Source organism: Bythopirellula goksoeyrii, assembly GCF_008065115.1.
GTDB lineage: Bacteria > Planctomycetota > Planctomycetia > Pirellulales > Lacipirellulaceae > Bythopirellula > Bythopirellula goksoeyrii.
Genome location: NZ_CP042913.1, coordinates 3,600,962 through 3,614,801 on the forward strand (window position 1 = coordinate 3,600,962; position 13,840 = coordinate 3,614,801).

14 protein-coding genes are annotated in these 13,840 nt (G+C 51.5%); 11 read left to right on the top strand and 3 right to left on the bottom strand.

The window, feature by feature from the left end; genetic code table 11:
• The first annotated feature begins 8 nt into the window (after window positions 1–8).
• From ftsY to Pr1d_RS14345, 4 genes are all read left to right on the top strand, one after another.
• Window positions 9–950, top strand: a complete 942-nt coding sequence (gene ftsY, locus Pr1d_RS14330; RefSeq protein ID WP_148074174.1) for a signal recognition particle-docking protein FtsY — start codon at window positions 9–11, stop codon at window positions 948–950.
• A gap of 496 nt (window positions 951–1,446) precedes the next feature.
• A complete protein-coding gene (locus Pr1d_RS14335; RefSeq protein WP_148076391.1) occupies window positions 1,447–2,799 on the top strand; it encodes an ammonium transporter in 1,353 nt (450 codons plus the stop codon).
• 461 nt (window positions 2,800–3,260) lie between these two features.
• Window positions 3,261–3,608 carry a P-II family nitrogen regulator gene (locus tag Pr1d_RS14340; protein ID WP_148074175.1) on the top strand — a complete coding sequence of 116 codons (348 nt, stop codon included), beginning with the start codon at window positions 3,261–3,263 and terminating at the stop codon, window positions 3,606–3,608.
• 193 nt (window positions 3,609–3,801) lie between these two features.
• Window positions 3,802–5,724 (top strand): sodium:solute symporter family transporter, encoded by a 1,923-nt coding sequence (locus tag Pr1d_RS14345; protein WP_148074176.1) that lies wholly within the window; start codon window positions 3,802–3,804, stop codon window positions 5,722–5,724.
• Here the strand turns inward: Pr1d_RS14345 and larE are convergent.
• The 3 genes from larE to Pr1d_RS14360 form a co-directional block, all read right to left on the bottom strand.
• Complete coding sequence (gene larE / locus Pr1d_RS14350; RefSeq protein ID WP_148074177.1) at window positions 5,721–6,563, bottom strand: ATP-dependent sacrificial sulfur transferase LarE; 843 nt, start codon at window positions 6,561–6,563, stop codon at window positions 5,721–5,723. The genes Pr1d_RS14345 and larE overlap by 4 nt on opposite strands.
• 15 nt (window positions 6,564–6,578) lie before the next feature.
• A complete protein-coding gene (locus Pr1d_RS14355) occupies window positions 6,579–6,908 on the bottom strand; it encodes a hypothetical protein (protein ID WP_148074178.1) in 330 nt (109 codons plus the stop codon).
• A gap of 143 nt (window positions 6,909–7,051) precedes the next feature.
• A complete protein-coding gene (locus Pr1d_RS14360; protein WP_148074179.1) occupies window positions 7,052–8,170 on the bottom strand; it encodes a DUF4912 domain-containing protein in 1,119 nt (372 codons plus the stop codon).
• A 572-nt stretch (window positions 8,171–8,742) separates the two neighbouring features.
• Between Pr1d_RS14360 and Pr1d_RS14365 the strand changes: the two genes are divergently transcribed.
• The 7 genes from Pr1d_RS14365 (at window position 8,743) to atpA (ending at window position 13,776) form a co-directional block, all read left to right on the top strand.
• Window positions 8,743–9,093: an AtpZ/AtpI family protein gene (locus Pr1d_RS14365; protein ID WP_148074180.1), complete on the top strand. Its 351-nt coding sequence runs from the start codon at window positions 8,743–8,745 to the stop codon at window positions 9,091–9,093.
• Window positions 9,090–9,524, top strand: coding sequence for a hypothetical protein (locus Pr1d_RS14370; protein ID WP_148074181.1), 435 nt, complete (start codon window positions 9,090–9,092; stop codon window positions 9,522–9,524). Before Pr1d_RS14365 ends, Pr1d_RS14370 begins: the two co-directional genes overlap by 4 nt.
• A 16-nt stretch (window positions 9,525–9,540) precedes the next feature.
• Window positions 9,541–10,449, top strand: coding sequence for a F0F1 ATP synthase subunit A (atpB, locus tag Pr1d_RS14375; protein ID WP_148074182.1), 909 nt, complete (start codon window positions 9,541–9,543; stop codon window positions 10,447–10,449).
• Between the two features lie 137 nt (window positions 10,450–10,586).
• On the top strand, window positions 10,587–10,835 hold the full coding sequence (gene atpE, locus Pr1d_RS14380; protein WP_148076392.1) for an ATP synthase F0 subunit C: 249 nt from the start codon (window positions 10,587–10,589) through the stop codon (window positions 10,833–10,835).
• Between the two features lie 61 nt (window positions 10,836–10,896).
• On the top strand, window positions 10,897–11,547 hold the full coding sequence (gene atpF, locus Pr1d_RS14385) for a F0F1 ATP synthase subunit B (RefSeq protein ID WP_148074183.1): 651 nt from the start codon (window positions 10,897–10,899) through the stop codon (window positions 11,545–11,547).
• 9 nt (window positions 11,548–11,556) lie between these two features.
• Window positions 11,557–12,183 carry an ATP synthase F1 subunit delta gene (gene atpH, locus Pr1d_RS14390; protein ID WP_148074184.1) on the top strand — a complete coding sequence of 209 codons (627 nt, stop codon included), beginning with the start codon at window positions 11,557–11,559 and terminating at the stop codon, window positions 12,181–12,183.
• Between the two features lie 51 nt (window positions 12,184–12,234).
• Window positions 12,235–13,776, top strand: coding sequence for a F0F1 ATP synthase subunit alpha (gene atpA, locus Pr1d_RS14395; RefSeq protein ID WP_148074185.1), 1,542 nt, complete (start codon window positions 12,235–12,237; stop codon window positions 13,774–13,776).
• Window positions 13,777–13,840 lie beyond the last annotated feature (64 nt).

A 13,840-nucleotide genomic window follows, 5' to 3' on the forward strand; every position in this document is an offset into this window, starting at 1 on the left:
TTAAACACATGGGAATTTTCGACAAGTTTCGTAGTGGTCTGAAAAAGACCGCCAATCTTCTGAAAACTGACGTTCGTGATCTTTTTAAGAGTGAAGGACGACTGATTGACGATCAGTTCCTTGATGAGATGCGGGCCATACTATTCAAAACCGACATGGGCTACGATTCCATCGAAAAGATCGTAGACGAAGTCGCCACGAAGATGCGTGGTCGAGTTGTGACACTTGAAGAAGTCGTTGCGACTTGGAAGGCGAAGCTTACCGAACTCATGGCTCAAGAAAATTCTCCGATTAAGTTTGCTGAATCGGGTCCAACGGTCATCATGGTCTGCGGTGTAAACGGGGCCGGCAAAACGACTTCGATTGCAAAACTAGCACATTTACTAAAATCGCAAGGCAAAACAATTGTACTCGGGGCAGGGGACACGTTTCGTGCCGCTGCAGTCGAACAATTAACAATTTGGTCTAAACGGCTTGGTGTAAACCTGGTCACTGGAGAGCAAGGTGCCCATCCCGCATCAGTCGCTTATCGGGCGGTCGAAGAATGTATCTCAACCGGGGCTGATGTTTGTATCGTCGATACAGCTGGCCGACTACAGACTCAAAAAAACCTGATGGCTGAGCTTACCAAGATCCAGCAATCGATCCGCAAGCTGATCCCCGAGGCACCACATGAAGTGCTTCTGGTGCTCGATGCCACGACAGGTCAGAACGGAATCAGCCAAGCGAGCAACTTCACAGAGGCCGTGGATTGCACAGGTATAATCCTAGCGAAACTCGATGGTACTGCCAAAGGTGGTGTCGTTGTCGCTATCAAGCAGCAAGTGGGGCTCCCTGTCAAATATGTCGGTGTAGGTGAACAACCCGAGGACTGGGCACTCTTCAATCCTGTTGATTTTGTCGACGCTCTGTTTGCCGAAATCGGTGCCACAAGTACGGCTTCAGCGTAGCGGTGCCTTTCAGCCGCCGGTTGCAAGGCGTCATTCCCGCGCAGGCGGGAATCTATTCGGCGGCATTTCAAGACTGGGTTCCCGCCTGCTCGGAAATGACGGTAGGAGCGGCCCTGCCCAAAAGCGCGACATCCTCTGATTAGCCTTCTTGCAGACTGATCGAATCACCCAAGATTTGATGATATTTTCTTGCGATGTAAACCCTTTTAATCAAAAAGGTTACGCTACACAACCAAGTTGATTTCCATGTGCTGGCACAATGATTGCATTAGCCCTGCCTCGGCGAGTGGCAAACTTCTCTGCAGGGTAGTCCTGCAGGTGTGCGAAGAGTTCTCGTCCGGGGTCTTTCCGTGAAGGCCCCCAGGACCCAAAAGGTGGAATTCTAGATAACTGTGCGGTCCTGCGGTGTAACTATCCTTCTGACAATGTAAAAAGGGCGAATGTTATGTTTTCTCTCGTGATGACTCGCAGCTGGCAATCTTTGCTAGTTGCCCTGATGCTGTCGCTCAGCGCGACGGCCCTTCTTAATCAGCCGGCTTGGGCTCAGGAAGACGTAGCTGTGACCGACGAAGCGGTTGTAGTGGAAGAGTCTGGTGATTTGGGCGTTGGCTATGCTCTCGACAATGCGATGCTGTTCCTCGCCGCGGTGTTGGTTTTCTTCATGCAAGCGGGTTTTGCCATGGTGGAAGCCGGCTTCAACTCCTCGAAGAATGCCGTCAATATCCTGTTTAAAAACTCGATGGATATTTGCGTCGGAGTGCTCTTATTCTACGCGATTGGTTTCGGCTTGATGTATCCAGGCAACTACGGAGTCGACGTCGAAGCTCACAAGTATTTTGCCTTTGGCGGTTTTGGGCTCGACGGCTACGAAGCTGCTGCCGATCGTACTTTCAGCCCTGAAGTTGACTGGTTTTTCCAAGCGGTATTCGCAGCTACCGCAGCGACAATCGTTTCTGGGGCCGTTGCGGGACGTATGAAAGTTGGAGCTTACTTGATTTATAGTGCTGTGCTCACGGCATTTGTCTATCCAGTGAGTGGTTTCTGGAAATGGGGCGGCGGTTGGCTGGGCCAAATGGGCTTTGCCGACTTCGCAGGATCAGCAGTTGTACACGCCGTGGGTGGTTTTGCCGGTCTGGCAGGAGCCATCATCCTTGGCCCTAGAATTGGTCGCTTTGTAAATGGCAAGTCAATTCCTATGCCTGGTCACAGCATGCCAATTGCTGCTTTGGGTGTCTTTATCCTGTGGTTCGGCTGGTATGGGTTTAATCCTGGTAGCCAGTTGGCCTTCCATTCCACTGGTGACATCGATGCCACGATGCACATTGCGATGACCACAACGCTTGCAGCCGGTGCTGGCGGAATTGTAGCCACTCTGCTGAGTTGGTTCATGTTTGGAAAGCCTGATCTTTCCATGGGCCTCAATGGCATCCTTGGTGGTTTGGTGGGAATTACGGCATGCTGCGATTGCATGTCAAACAATATGGCCATCGTTGTCGGTACGGTTTCCGCCGGTCTTGTGATTGCCGGAATACTTCTGCTCGATAAGCTGCAGATCGACGACCCGGTGGGTGCTTTCCCAGTCCATGGACTGTGTGGCCTCTGGGGTTGTATGGCCATTGGCATCTTACCTAACACTCTCACCGCTGGCCCTGAGCCATCGACGTCGTTCATGACCCAAGCGATCGGTACATTTTCGATTGCGGGGTGGGCCTTTGCAACGATGTTTGTTCTGTTCTCGATCCTCAAAGCAGCCGGAATCCTCCGAGTCTCTGAGGCGGAGGAGCAGCAAGGTCTCGATGTGAGTGAGCATGGAATGCAGGCCTACACCGGTACGCCTAGCTACTCATGATCCTTTGAGAATAGTTAATAGTATCGCCGCCTGTGGAGCGCTGGACCCTCCCAAGTGTTCCACAGGTGGCGCGAGTATAGTTTGGAAAGACCTTTGCCTGGGTCGTTGATGATGTCCCAACTGGCTTGGTTGCACTTCGCCGCCTACAGTGCGACCAAGCCGGGACTTCATCGCCTGAGCAGTTTTTCAATGCGGCAAATATCGCGCGGATTCCTACACCTTAAATTAGGTTTCGAATCGTCTGACGTCACCTTCCAGCCTACTGAGGTAAAGTTGAGCCGATAGCAGGCTCATCAAACCAGAAGGATGCCCCAATGGCTTGGGTGGGTTTTCCGCCTATTCCTGCCCAGGCCGGGGTGTCCCTGTTTGAAATGCGGATTGCGGATCGCGGGTTGCGGAATTAGGATAGTTGTCCACATTCTTCCTGATTCCGAACTCCACCTTCCCAATTCCGAATTCGAATGAAGCTTATCATTGCCATTGTCCAGCCAAGCAAGCTGGAAGACGTCAAAGCGGCCCTTTCCAAAGTGGAGGTGGTCCGACTCACGATTATGGACGTCCAAGGGTTTGGACGGCAAAAAGGCCAGACCGAGGTTTATCGCGGTCGCGAGATTACGGTCAACCTGTTGCGTAAAGTGCAACTGCAAATCGCCGTGAATGACAACTTTGTCGAACCCACCATAGACGCCATCATTGAAGGGGGACGCACCGGAGAAAGCGGTCAGATTGGCGACGGCAAGATCTTTGTTCTGCCCCTGGAAGATTGTATTCGTATTCGCACCGGAGAACGTGGTCCGGAAGCGATCTAGCGGAAACCGGCTTTATCAGGCGAATGCTTGAATCTACCCCATTCTCTTCTCCAATCGTAAAAGACTCTCCGTCATACGAGTCCGAGTGGTGGATTTGCACTTCGGGTTGGATTAAGATGTCTCGATTAGCGGTCCCATTAGGGATCTGGCTTTTCGCATTGCATCTCATTTCTTGTCTGAACAGGATTTATTCATGGGCGGAATCGACATTCTGGTTTTCGTTTTGTTCGTTGCTTCGGTGATAGGCATTGGACTTTGGAAGAGCAAAGACGAAGAAACCAGCGGCGAGAAGGGAGCTCAGGAATATTTTCTCGCAGGTCGTGGCTTGACTTGGTGGCTTGTTGGTTTCTCTCTCATTGCCGCCAATATTTCAACCGAGCAATTTGTCGGCATGAGTGGTGAGGCAGCCGACTGGCTAGGCATGGCAATCGCCAGCTACGAATGGATGGCAGCCATTACGTTGGTTGTGGTTGCATTTGTCTTCTTACCAAAATTCCTTAAGAGCGGAATCTACACTATTCCTGAATTTCTGGAGTATCGCTACAACACCTTCGCGCGCACGGTGATGGCTATCACCACGATGATTATCCTCGTGGGAGTTCCTACCGCATCGGTCATATTCTCGGGTGCCAAGGTCATCAGCGTTTTTTTCCAAGGGCAATCTCTATTGGGATTCGACCTAGGAAGCATCACGGTAGGCTGCTGGATTATCGGCATCCTGGCGGCAGGTTATGTTTTCGCAGGAGGTCTCAAGGCATGTGCCTGGGCAGACTTGATCCAGGGTGCCGCCCTGATCGTGGGAGGAGGGATTATTGCTTACTTGGCCCTTCATGCGCTCGGAGCAGCAGATCCTCAGGAATTGATCACAACAGCTAGGAACAGCGAAGTGACCGTGGAGAGCCTGGAAAGAGCTACTTCCCTGGAAAGGTTCTTCGCCCTCAATAAAGGGGAACTGCCCGATGGCAAGCTCCATATGGTTCGCCCCTTGGATGACAAGAAAATCCCCTGGTCGGCACTGTTGATCGGGCTTTGGATTCCCAACTTTTTCTACTGGGGGCTTAATCAATACATCACTCAACGGACTCTCGGATCTAAGTCCTTGGCTGAGGGCCAGAAAGGTATTATTTTTGCCGCTTTCCTGAAATTAGTCATACCCTTCATCGTGGTGATTCCGGGAATCTTGGCCTTTAACCTCTACAACGGCGATCTCAAGGAACTCGCGGAAAAGAAAAACCAACATTTACTAACTGAATTAGATGCAGGATCAGAAAAACTTTTTGATTTTACCGATCGCTACGCAGAGGCGAATCCGGAGAAAGCCGCGGAGATCGTCAATCACAACGCTACACTCTTGGCAGAATTCCTCCTGGAAGGCGATGACCGCGAAGTGATTTCGATCTGGGGAAGGAATACGGAATTAGTCGCTATGTCAGAAGCCAAGAAAATCCCCGTAGCGGGCAAGCTAGTCGGCTATGACTATGATGCAGCGTTCCCCACGCTCCTGAAGAATCTACTTGTACCAGGCAGTGGCGTCTTGGGGTTTGTTTTGGCAGCGATTTTTGGTGCCGTTGTTAGCTCTTTGGCCTCTATGCTCAATTCAGCGTCCACCATTTTTACAATGGACATTTACTACAAGCTGCGCAAGAGTGCCTCACAGGGAGAGTTGGTTGCAGTTGGACGCACTTGTACGATTATTTTTGTGCTGATCGCTCTATTGATTGCGCCCAATCTGGGTAGCCCCAAGTTTGGGAATATCTTCAACTACATCCAAGAGTTCCAGGGATTTATCTCTCCTGGTGTGCTGGCAATATTTGTCTTTGGATTACTTGTACATCGTGCCCCTCGCTCAGTGGGGACAGTGGGCCTCCTATTAAACCCTGTTCTTTATGGTGCTCTCAAAGTGTTCGCCCCACAGATCGCATTTCTGGACCGGATGGCGATTTGTTTTGGAATCATCCTGGTTGTGTTGGCTATCATGACCAAACTCAACCCGCTCCCTGTACCGGTCGAACTCCCCGTGAATGAATCGATGAATCTGGAAGAGTCTAGTACGGCGAAGTTCTGGGGAACGGTTGTCGTGATTCTAACACTCGCTCTCTATGTGGTATTCTTCTAGACCTTAGAACTTGAGGTGCTTAGCTGATCCACAGATACCAACTGAGTAAAACTACCTGACCGAAATCCTTCCAAGTCGACCGTTACATAGCGGAAGCCCAACTCTCGCAATCGGGCGGTGATGAGTTCCCGGCAGGCCGGTTCTGCCAGCCTTGCTATTTCCCTGGCTTCGACTTCTAAGCGGGCCAACTCATCGTGGTGGCAGCGAACTCGCACCGAGCTGAATCCTAGTTCTCGGAGGAAAACTTCAGCGGCATCGATGCGTTGGAGCCGTTCAGGAGTGATTTCCAGACCGTAGACCACTCTGCTGGAGAGGCAGGGCGAAGCAGGTTTGTCCCATACCTCCAAGTCCCACGCTTGAGCGAGTTCGCGCACCCCTTGTTTGTCGATACCGCACTCGACCAAGGGGCTCAATACACCATGCTCCTTGGCAGCTTGTAAGCCTGGGCGAAAGTCGCCCAGGTCATCCGTGTTGGTTCCGTTGGCGATTGTCACGAATCCAATCTCATCTGCAAATGCACGCATTTGGCTGTAAAGTTCCGTCTTGCAGTGCCAACAGCGAGTGGGTTCATTCTTCAAGTACTCGGAATGCGACAGTTCATCGGTGGCAAGTGTTTCGTGGCGTATCCCGATCGCACTGGCAATGCGTGGCGCGGCTTCCAGTTCTCCTTCGGCCAAGCTGGCACTCACCCCCGTGACGGCTAAGGCCCTCTCGCCGAGTGCCAAATGTGCGGCCATCGCGACCACAGCACTATCGACGCCACCCGAAAAGGCGATCACGCAATCTGGGAGATTGCGAAGATAATCGAGCAATCGTTGCTGCTTGTCGGTAGTGGACATGGGGGAACCCCTGCTTCAGGTATTCTGATGATCAATCCTTTTCGGATCGATTCTCTGATGAGTGCCGTGATTTTCTACAGATCGCAAGTGGCAAGGAGCAACGTTCCAATGCTCACCGGTATCCGTAACAACCGTGACGGTCTTTTTGTTGTATTTCGTTAAAACGCCAACTCTTGAACCGCCGCGCCCAGAATCGAACTCGACACGCTCGCCGATACGATACTCCAACATATCCGCATGAGCGTGCATTTCATGCAAAAATCGTAATCGGGCCACGACGCGGTGATTAAGGTCTACCAATTCCGCTTCGGACAGTTCATCAATATTGATGAGATCTCTAGCCATATTACAGTCTCCTCCCTGGACTCTATTATGCAGAACAATAGCCATGCGGCTAGCCAATTTGTTGACTAGCGCACTCTCCGCTCCGCCTCGCGAGACCCATCAGGGGCATTGCGGCTGAGAGAAAAGCGTTGCGACTGACAGATTTACGTTGGCTTGCTGATATCGCGGAAGAGGGGTTCCATCACCTTAGTATTGCGGTCCAGGGCGAGAATGACCGTGCGTTGTTCCACTCCATCGGAAGCACTGGCAACAATCGGAATCACCTGACGCTGCTCGGTGAGTTTGAGCTTGGCTGAGAATGTTCCGTCAGGCCGCACGTTGATGGGCACCCCCTTAAGTGTGACGTGAGCAGTTCGGGAGGTCACACCAAAGATGGTCACTTCCGCGTCGACAGCAAGTTCCAAACCTGAATTGGAATCCATTGCTGCGCCATTGCCGTATCGTGTGTGCATTGGAGAGCCCAAGGGGCGATGCAGACGAGTTTCGAGGATTTCCTGCAATTCCCGGCTTGTTCCTTGCGGTGTATATCCGCCACTCATGGCAAAGATTCGATCCGCGTTCTCAGCCACGTCGGACCAGTTTTCGTCTACGGTCTCGTTTGCGTCAGGGGAGGGCGTCTGAACGCAATTGCTGCGGGCTAGCGTATAAAAAGTGCCGTCTGCGGAAAGATAACCGATCTCCATACGAAAACTGCAAGGAGGATCCGTCACGTCGACGTACCAATTCGACACCCCACCGTGGATTGCAATATCTCGATCGAGTACTGTCGAGCCAGCCTCCATTATGCGAAAAACTCGCAAGGTTGGTTGGCTGTGGTGCCAGCGCTGGCCCATGGCCGCCTGAGCGCGATCGATACTAGGTTGTGAGAGACTCCAATGAGCGTGCAACCAGTAGGGGTCACGAACCATCACCACGAGGCGGTCTTCTCTGTCCTGGTCAAACTTACTGGAATCGTTGAGAGCCAGATTCTTCAAGACCGCCTTTTTTTGTTGCATGACTAGAATATCATGGCGAATATGCGGTGGTGTTTCAGATTTTTGCTTTGCTGAACCATTTTGGCTTGATATTTCGCTTAGAGCTGTTTTTTTGGGAGGTGATTCACCGCCTGGCTGCCGACGGGGAGACATTCTTTTACGCGCAACACTTGAGAGTGCTCCGATCAATTCGTCCTTACGCATGGAATGCCAACCGGGGATACCGTGCTGACGGGCCATCTGGGCGAGGTCTTTGGCAGTGTGGGAGCGGAGGGAGGTTGCGGTCATGGCTCTTGGAACCCAAAAAGGGCGTCGATTCGAGTTTGTTCGGACAATCAAAATACGGGATGAACAAAACTTCCGTGATTCGATCAGCCGACCAGAACCCGATTACAGGCCATCCGAGAATGTGAACCCTGACCAGGCACCAACATGATTCGTTGCGATCCCCCTCCAAAAAGACTAGGTGGAGCCGCAAATCCTTTAAAATCCATCTTAACCTCGAATCACGCAAAACGCAACTTTTTGGACAACTGAGATGACCGTAAGCCCATATTTGACAGCATGTTACGTCCTCACTGACTAAAAATCGCTCGACACGATCTTGGTGCCCAATGAATGGAAGCCTCTTCGTAAGTTCTTTTTGGGATCAATATCAGGCGTATCAGTTGGTTGGTAGAAGATTGAGTGTTTCGAAAGACTTTGTGAAAAATTGCACGAATCCCCCTTTGCGCTCCAATGACTCCCTATTAGATTAGGCCGGTCTAGAAAAATTTGTGTTTCTGAGTCTCTATACCACTTCTTAGCGTGACCTTACGGCACGCTTTTTAAGGGATAGGTTCAGCAGGTTAGGGATTTTGATGTCCTGGAAGCCGTCAACTGGGCCTGATGCTGAGAACGACACGAGACTAGGCGAACGAGATGCTCAGGGAGACAACCGCTCTGCCACTGCGAAAGCTACTGAGTGGGCATCGCGAATCATGACCATTTCGTTGGAAATGGTACTTCCAGGCCTGGCAGGCTATTGGCTGGATAGCAAGCTAGGCAGCAAGGGATTGTTCATGTTGTTGGGATTTGCTGCAGGAAGTTTTATTGCTTTCAAGCAGTTGATGGCAATTGCCAAAAAGGGACAGACCAAAAGTCCGAATTCCCACCAAGCATCGAGCAAAGACACCACCTCAGCCAACCGTTCCAAGAAAGACGAACTGTGACTCAATCATCGCCAGGCTGGCCTAAATGCGACGCATCGCGAAGCTTGGTTTCCTGCGCCTTGTTCCTAGTCGTAGTCATGGCGATCTTTGTCGCCTGTTGCCTGCCGATCGCTTTTTGGGTTGGGCAATCTGCCTGGATTGCTCTGCTGGCAGCAGCAATGCTTTGCCTATTTGCAGGGTTGGCCGCACTAACGATTTCTTACTTCTTCAGTTCCATCGGTCAAAGCCTGGCAGGAATGCTATTGGCCATGGGGTGCCGCCTATCGCCGCCCTTGGTGGTTTGTCTCTGGCTGGCCCTGAACCAAGATCAGACGAATCAAAACTCCTTTGTGGGTTTCTTGATTGGTAGTTATTTAGTGTCGTTGGCGGCGGAAACGTTTCTCTCGGTCCGGATGATCGATTCCCTTTCCCCCAAGCCAGCGGCAAACTGAACGCGAATCTCTAGATATGGCCAATCCCCTCGATCCTAAAGAATTATTTAGCCACGTCGAAGATTCGACGAGCTTTCACTTGCCCAGGGCGATCGCACCTGAGGGCTCGCACGGCCATGTCGAGTTGCCCCAGCCCTTCAAGCTGGACAAGCCGTTGATTGAAATGAACACCGGCAATGAATTGATCGACAAGACCATTCAGCCGCTTGACCTCAAACTGACCAAATTCATGGTGCTTGAGGTCTTGATCGCTGCGATTATAGTTATTCTCTTCGTCTTTCTGGCCATGCGACTCAAAGGGGGTTCGCAAGCCAAGGGGCGGCTTTGGAATATGCTCGAAGTCTTTTTGCTTTATATACGCGATCACATCGCCCGGCCTTGCATCGGTTTTCACGAGGCTGACAAGTTTGTTCCGTTTCTGTGGACTATGTTCTTGTTCGTGTTGGGTTGCAATCTAATGGGGATGATTCCTTGGATGGGCTCTCCGACGGGTGCGTTGGCGGTCACTGCGGCGTTGGCATTTGCCACGTTTATTGTCGTGATTGGCTCAGGCATGAAGAAGCTTGGTGTCGTCGGCTTCTGGAAGGCTCAGGTACCCCATATGGATTTGCCCAAGCCGATTGCTATTCTGTTGATTCCGCTAATTTTTGTGATCGAAATACTTGGTTTGTTCATAAAACATTGTGTGTTGGCCGTTCGTTTGTTGGCCAACATGATGGCGGGGCATGTGGTGCTTGCCGTACTATTGGCCTTTATTGCTGCAAGTGCGGTAGCTGGCCAGGCTGTTTGGGGGAGTGTCACCGCTGCCAGCGTTCTCGGGGCGACAGCCTTGAGTTTGCTCGAATTGTTTGTGGCCTTTTTACAGGCATATATTTTTACCTTTCTGTCGGCTTTATTCATCGGAGCAGCGGTACATCCCCACTGAGCACTCAGCTGAATATAAGTTCGATTGTGTATAGTTTTTCCCAGGTCTCGATTTCGTTCTAGGAGATTTCAAAAGTGATGAAGTTGGTCAAATTAATGTCGTTTTGTTGGGCTGCCTTGGCCGTTACTGGTCCAGCCATGGCACAAGAAGCTGGTGAAGTCGCCGCTGTCAGTGGTGGCATGAATCTAGGAGCTGCTTTTGGTGCAGGTCTCGTGATTATCGGTGCCGCATTGGGAATCGGTCGAATAGGTGGACAGGCTGTTGAAGGTATGTCCCGCCAACCAGAAGCTGCTGGAAATATCCAGACTGCGATGATTATTTCTGCTGCGTTGATCGAAGGTGCAACGTTCTTCGCCTTGATCGTTTGTATGCTCTTTAACAAGTAGCATTTGGCCTCAAGTAATCTTTAACAACCTGCAAACGCGATTTTGCAATAGGGTGCTGCGCATGAGCTTTCGATTGATGAGTTCCTGTTTGCTTTTAATGCTTGCGCTAAGTGGCTGGCTCGTTGATTCACCGACCGCCGAAGCTGCCACCGATGAGCATGCTGCTACCGCCGAAGAGCACGGGGGTGGTCACGAAGGTGGCGATCCCAATCCTTTGGGTTTCGATATCGACTTAGCATTATTCACGGGAATAGTATTTCTTGTGTTGTTTGCTGTACTGAGCAAGTTTGCTTGGCCGGCGATTTCGGCGGCGCTTGTGGAGCGTGAAAAACGTATCGAGAGCAATATTGCCGAAGCGGCAGTCAAGCACGAAGAAGCGAAGAAGCTACTCTTGGAGCACGAAGCCAAACTAGCCAGTGCTGCCGACGAAGTGCGGGCACTCCTGGAAGAGGCCCGGCGGGATGCGGAACACACCAAGAACCAGATCATCGCCGAAGCGAAGCATGCTGCCGATCAGGAGCGAGATCGCTCGCTACGCGATGTGGAGCGAGCTACGGATGCCGCGATGAAAACTCTGGCAGAGACAAGCGCCAATCTGGCGGTCGAATTGGCAGGGAAGGTTGTGAAGCAGAATATTTCCGCCGAGCAACAGTCGCAGTTGGTGCGTGATGCGTTGGGCAAGTTGACTTCCATGAGCCCTAGCCAGAACTAAGTGGATTTGATGTCCGAAAGCTTTTTCAGCAACGATTCCTCGAATGAGTCTGTTCTCGACGTTGGCGCCGAGATGCTGTCGCGTGTGTATGCTAAAGCGGCCTTAAACGCCGCTGGGGATCACGATTCTCAACAGCGTTTGATCGACGAACTCAATGCCGTTGTGAACGAGGTTCTCGCAAAACATCCCAAATTGGAGAAAGTTTTTGACTCCGCGCTAGTTTCTCAGGATGAGAAGCTTGGAATTCTGGAGCGGGTGCTGGGAAAGAATCTGTCTCCATCGACACTGAATTTCCTCTATGTCCTAACTAAACATGATCGACTGGGCATATTGCGGCAGGTGGTTCGTTCTGCCAACGAACTTTGGAAAAAAAGATGCAACCAAGTGACAGTTCACTTGGAACTGGCACAGGCTGTGGAACCAGCATTGGAGCAAGAGATCATTGCTACCCTTGCGAAGACGCTCGATTCGAAACCAATCGTCGAAGTGAAGATCAACCCCGACTTGATAGCAGGTATGGTAGTGCGGGTCGGTGATCGAGTGTTTGATGCTTCCACACGCACTAGCTTAGAACGTATCCGTCAAGCGATGATCACTTCGGCAGTCGAATCGATCCAACGACACCATCGCCCTTAGGCGAGTTAACAGAATAATTATCCAAACAATAAGATTCCCGGGAGAGCTTCAATGAAGTTCAATAGCGACGAAATCGCTTCAGTTATCCAGAAGGAAATTGAGAACTATTCCTCGCAGATCGACGTCCGTGACGTAGGTCGTGTATTGGAAGTTGGCGACGGTATTGCCCAGGTCTATGGGTTGGCTGATGTGATGTCAGGTGAAATGGTCGAGTTCGCCAATGGCGTAAACGGGTTGGCGTTCAACCTTGAGGAGAACTCCGTCGGCGTGATTATTTTGGGCGATTACTTGCAGATCAATGAGGGTGAAGAAGTTCGTAGCACTGGCAAGCTCTTAAGTGTGCCAGTAGGCGACGCACTGTTGGGTCGCGTGGTCGATCCCCTTGGCAATCCGCTCGACGGCAAGGGTCCGATTGTCACCAACGACCGCCGCGACGTAGAAATCATCGCCGCAGGCGTGTCCCAGCGGCAGCCTGTCTGTGAACCTTTGCAGACTGGCATCAAAGCCGTCGACGCCATGACGCCGATTGGCCGTGGACAGCGTGAACTCGTCATTGGCGACCGCAAGACTGGCAAGACAGCTATCGCCATCGATGCGATCATCAACCAAGGTGATTCCGGGGTGAAATGCTTCTATGTGGCCATCGGCCAAAAGGAATCAACCGTTGCCGGCGTGATTGAGAAATTGCGTGAATCGGGTGCGATGGACTATACGACGGTCATTGTCTCGGGTGCCAGCACGCCTGCCCCACTGCAATACATCGCTCCTTATTCCGGAACTGCGATGGCTGAGCATTATATGTTCCAAGGTGGTCACGCATTGGTCGTTTATGACGACTTGAGCAAGCAAGCCGTGGCCTACCGCGAGTTGTCGCTCTTGATGCGACGCCCACCTGGCCGCGAGGCTTTCCCAGGTGACGTGTTCTACTGTCACAGCCGTTTGCTGGAGCGTTCTTGTAAGCTTTCCGAGGAACTGGGAGGGGGTTCAATTACTTCCCTACCGATCATTGAGACCTTGGAAGGTGAGGTGTCGGCCTACATTCCTACCAATGTGATTTCGATTACCGACGGACAGATTTACCTGCAACCGGACTTGTTTTTCTCCGGCGTCAAACCTGCGATGAACGCCGGTATTTCGGTATCGCGTGTCGGCGGTGCGGCCCAAATCAAGGCGATGAAAAAAGTTGCCGGCGGTTTGCGGCTCGACTTGGCTGCTTTCCGCGAACTGGAAGCCTTTGCCCAATTAGGTACTGAACTGGATCCTGCTACTCAAGCACGCTTGGATCGTGGCTATCGGATGGTGGAACTGCTGAAACAGGGGCAATACAAGCCGCTGAACGTGCTGGATCAAGTCCTAGTGATCTTTGCCGGTACTCGTGGATTCCTGGACAAGGTTCCAGTCGAGCGAGTTCAGGAGTGGGAACAGAAGTTCCTCACATTCATGAGCGATCAAAAACCTGAAATTCGGGAAGAGCTTGCTAACAAAAAAGATTTGGACGACGAACTTACTGAGAAAATCAAGTCTGCCATCGAAGAGTTCGGAACGCAGTTTATTGGCTCGACGAAGCAAGAACCAGAAGCGGTGACGGCATAAAGAACTTTTTACTCCGGTCGCTAACGCTCGCGGCTCGCCTTTCTTCACTAACTACTAATACCTA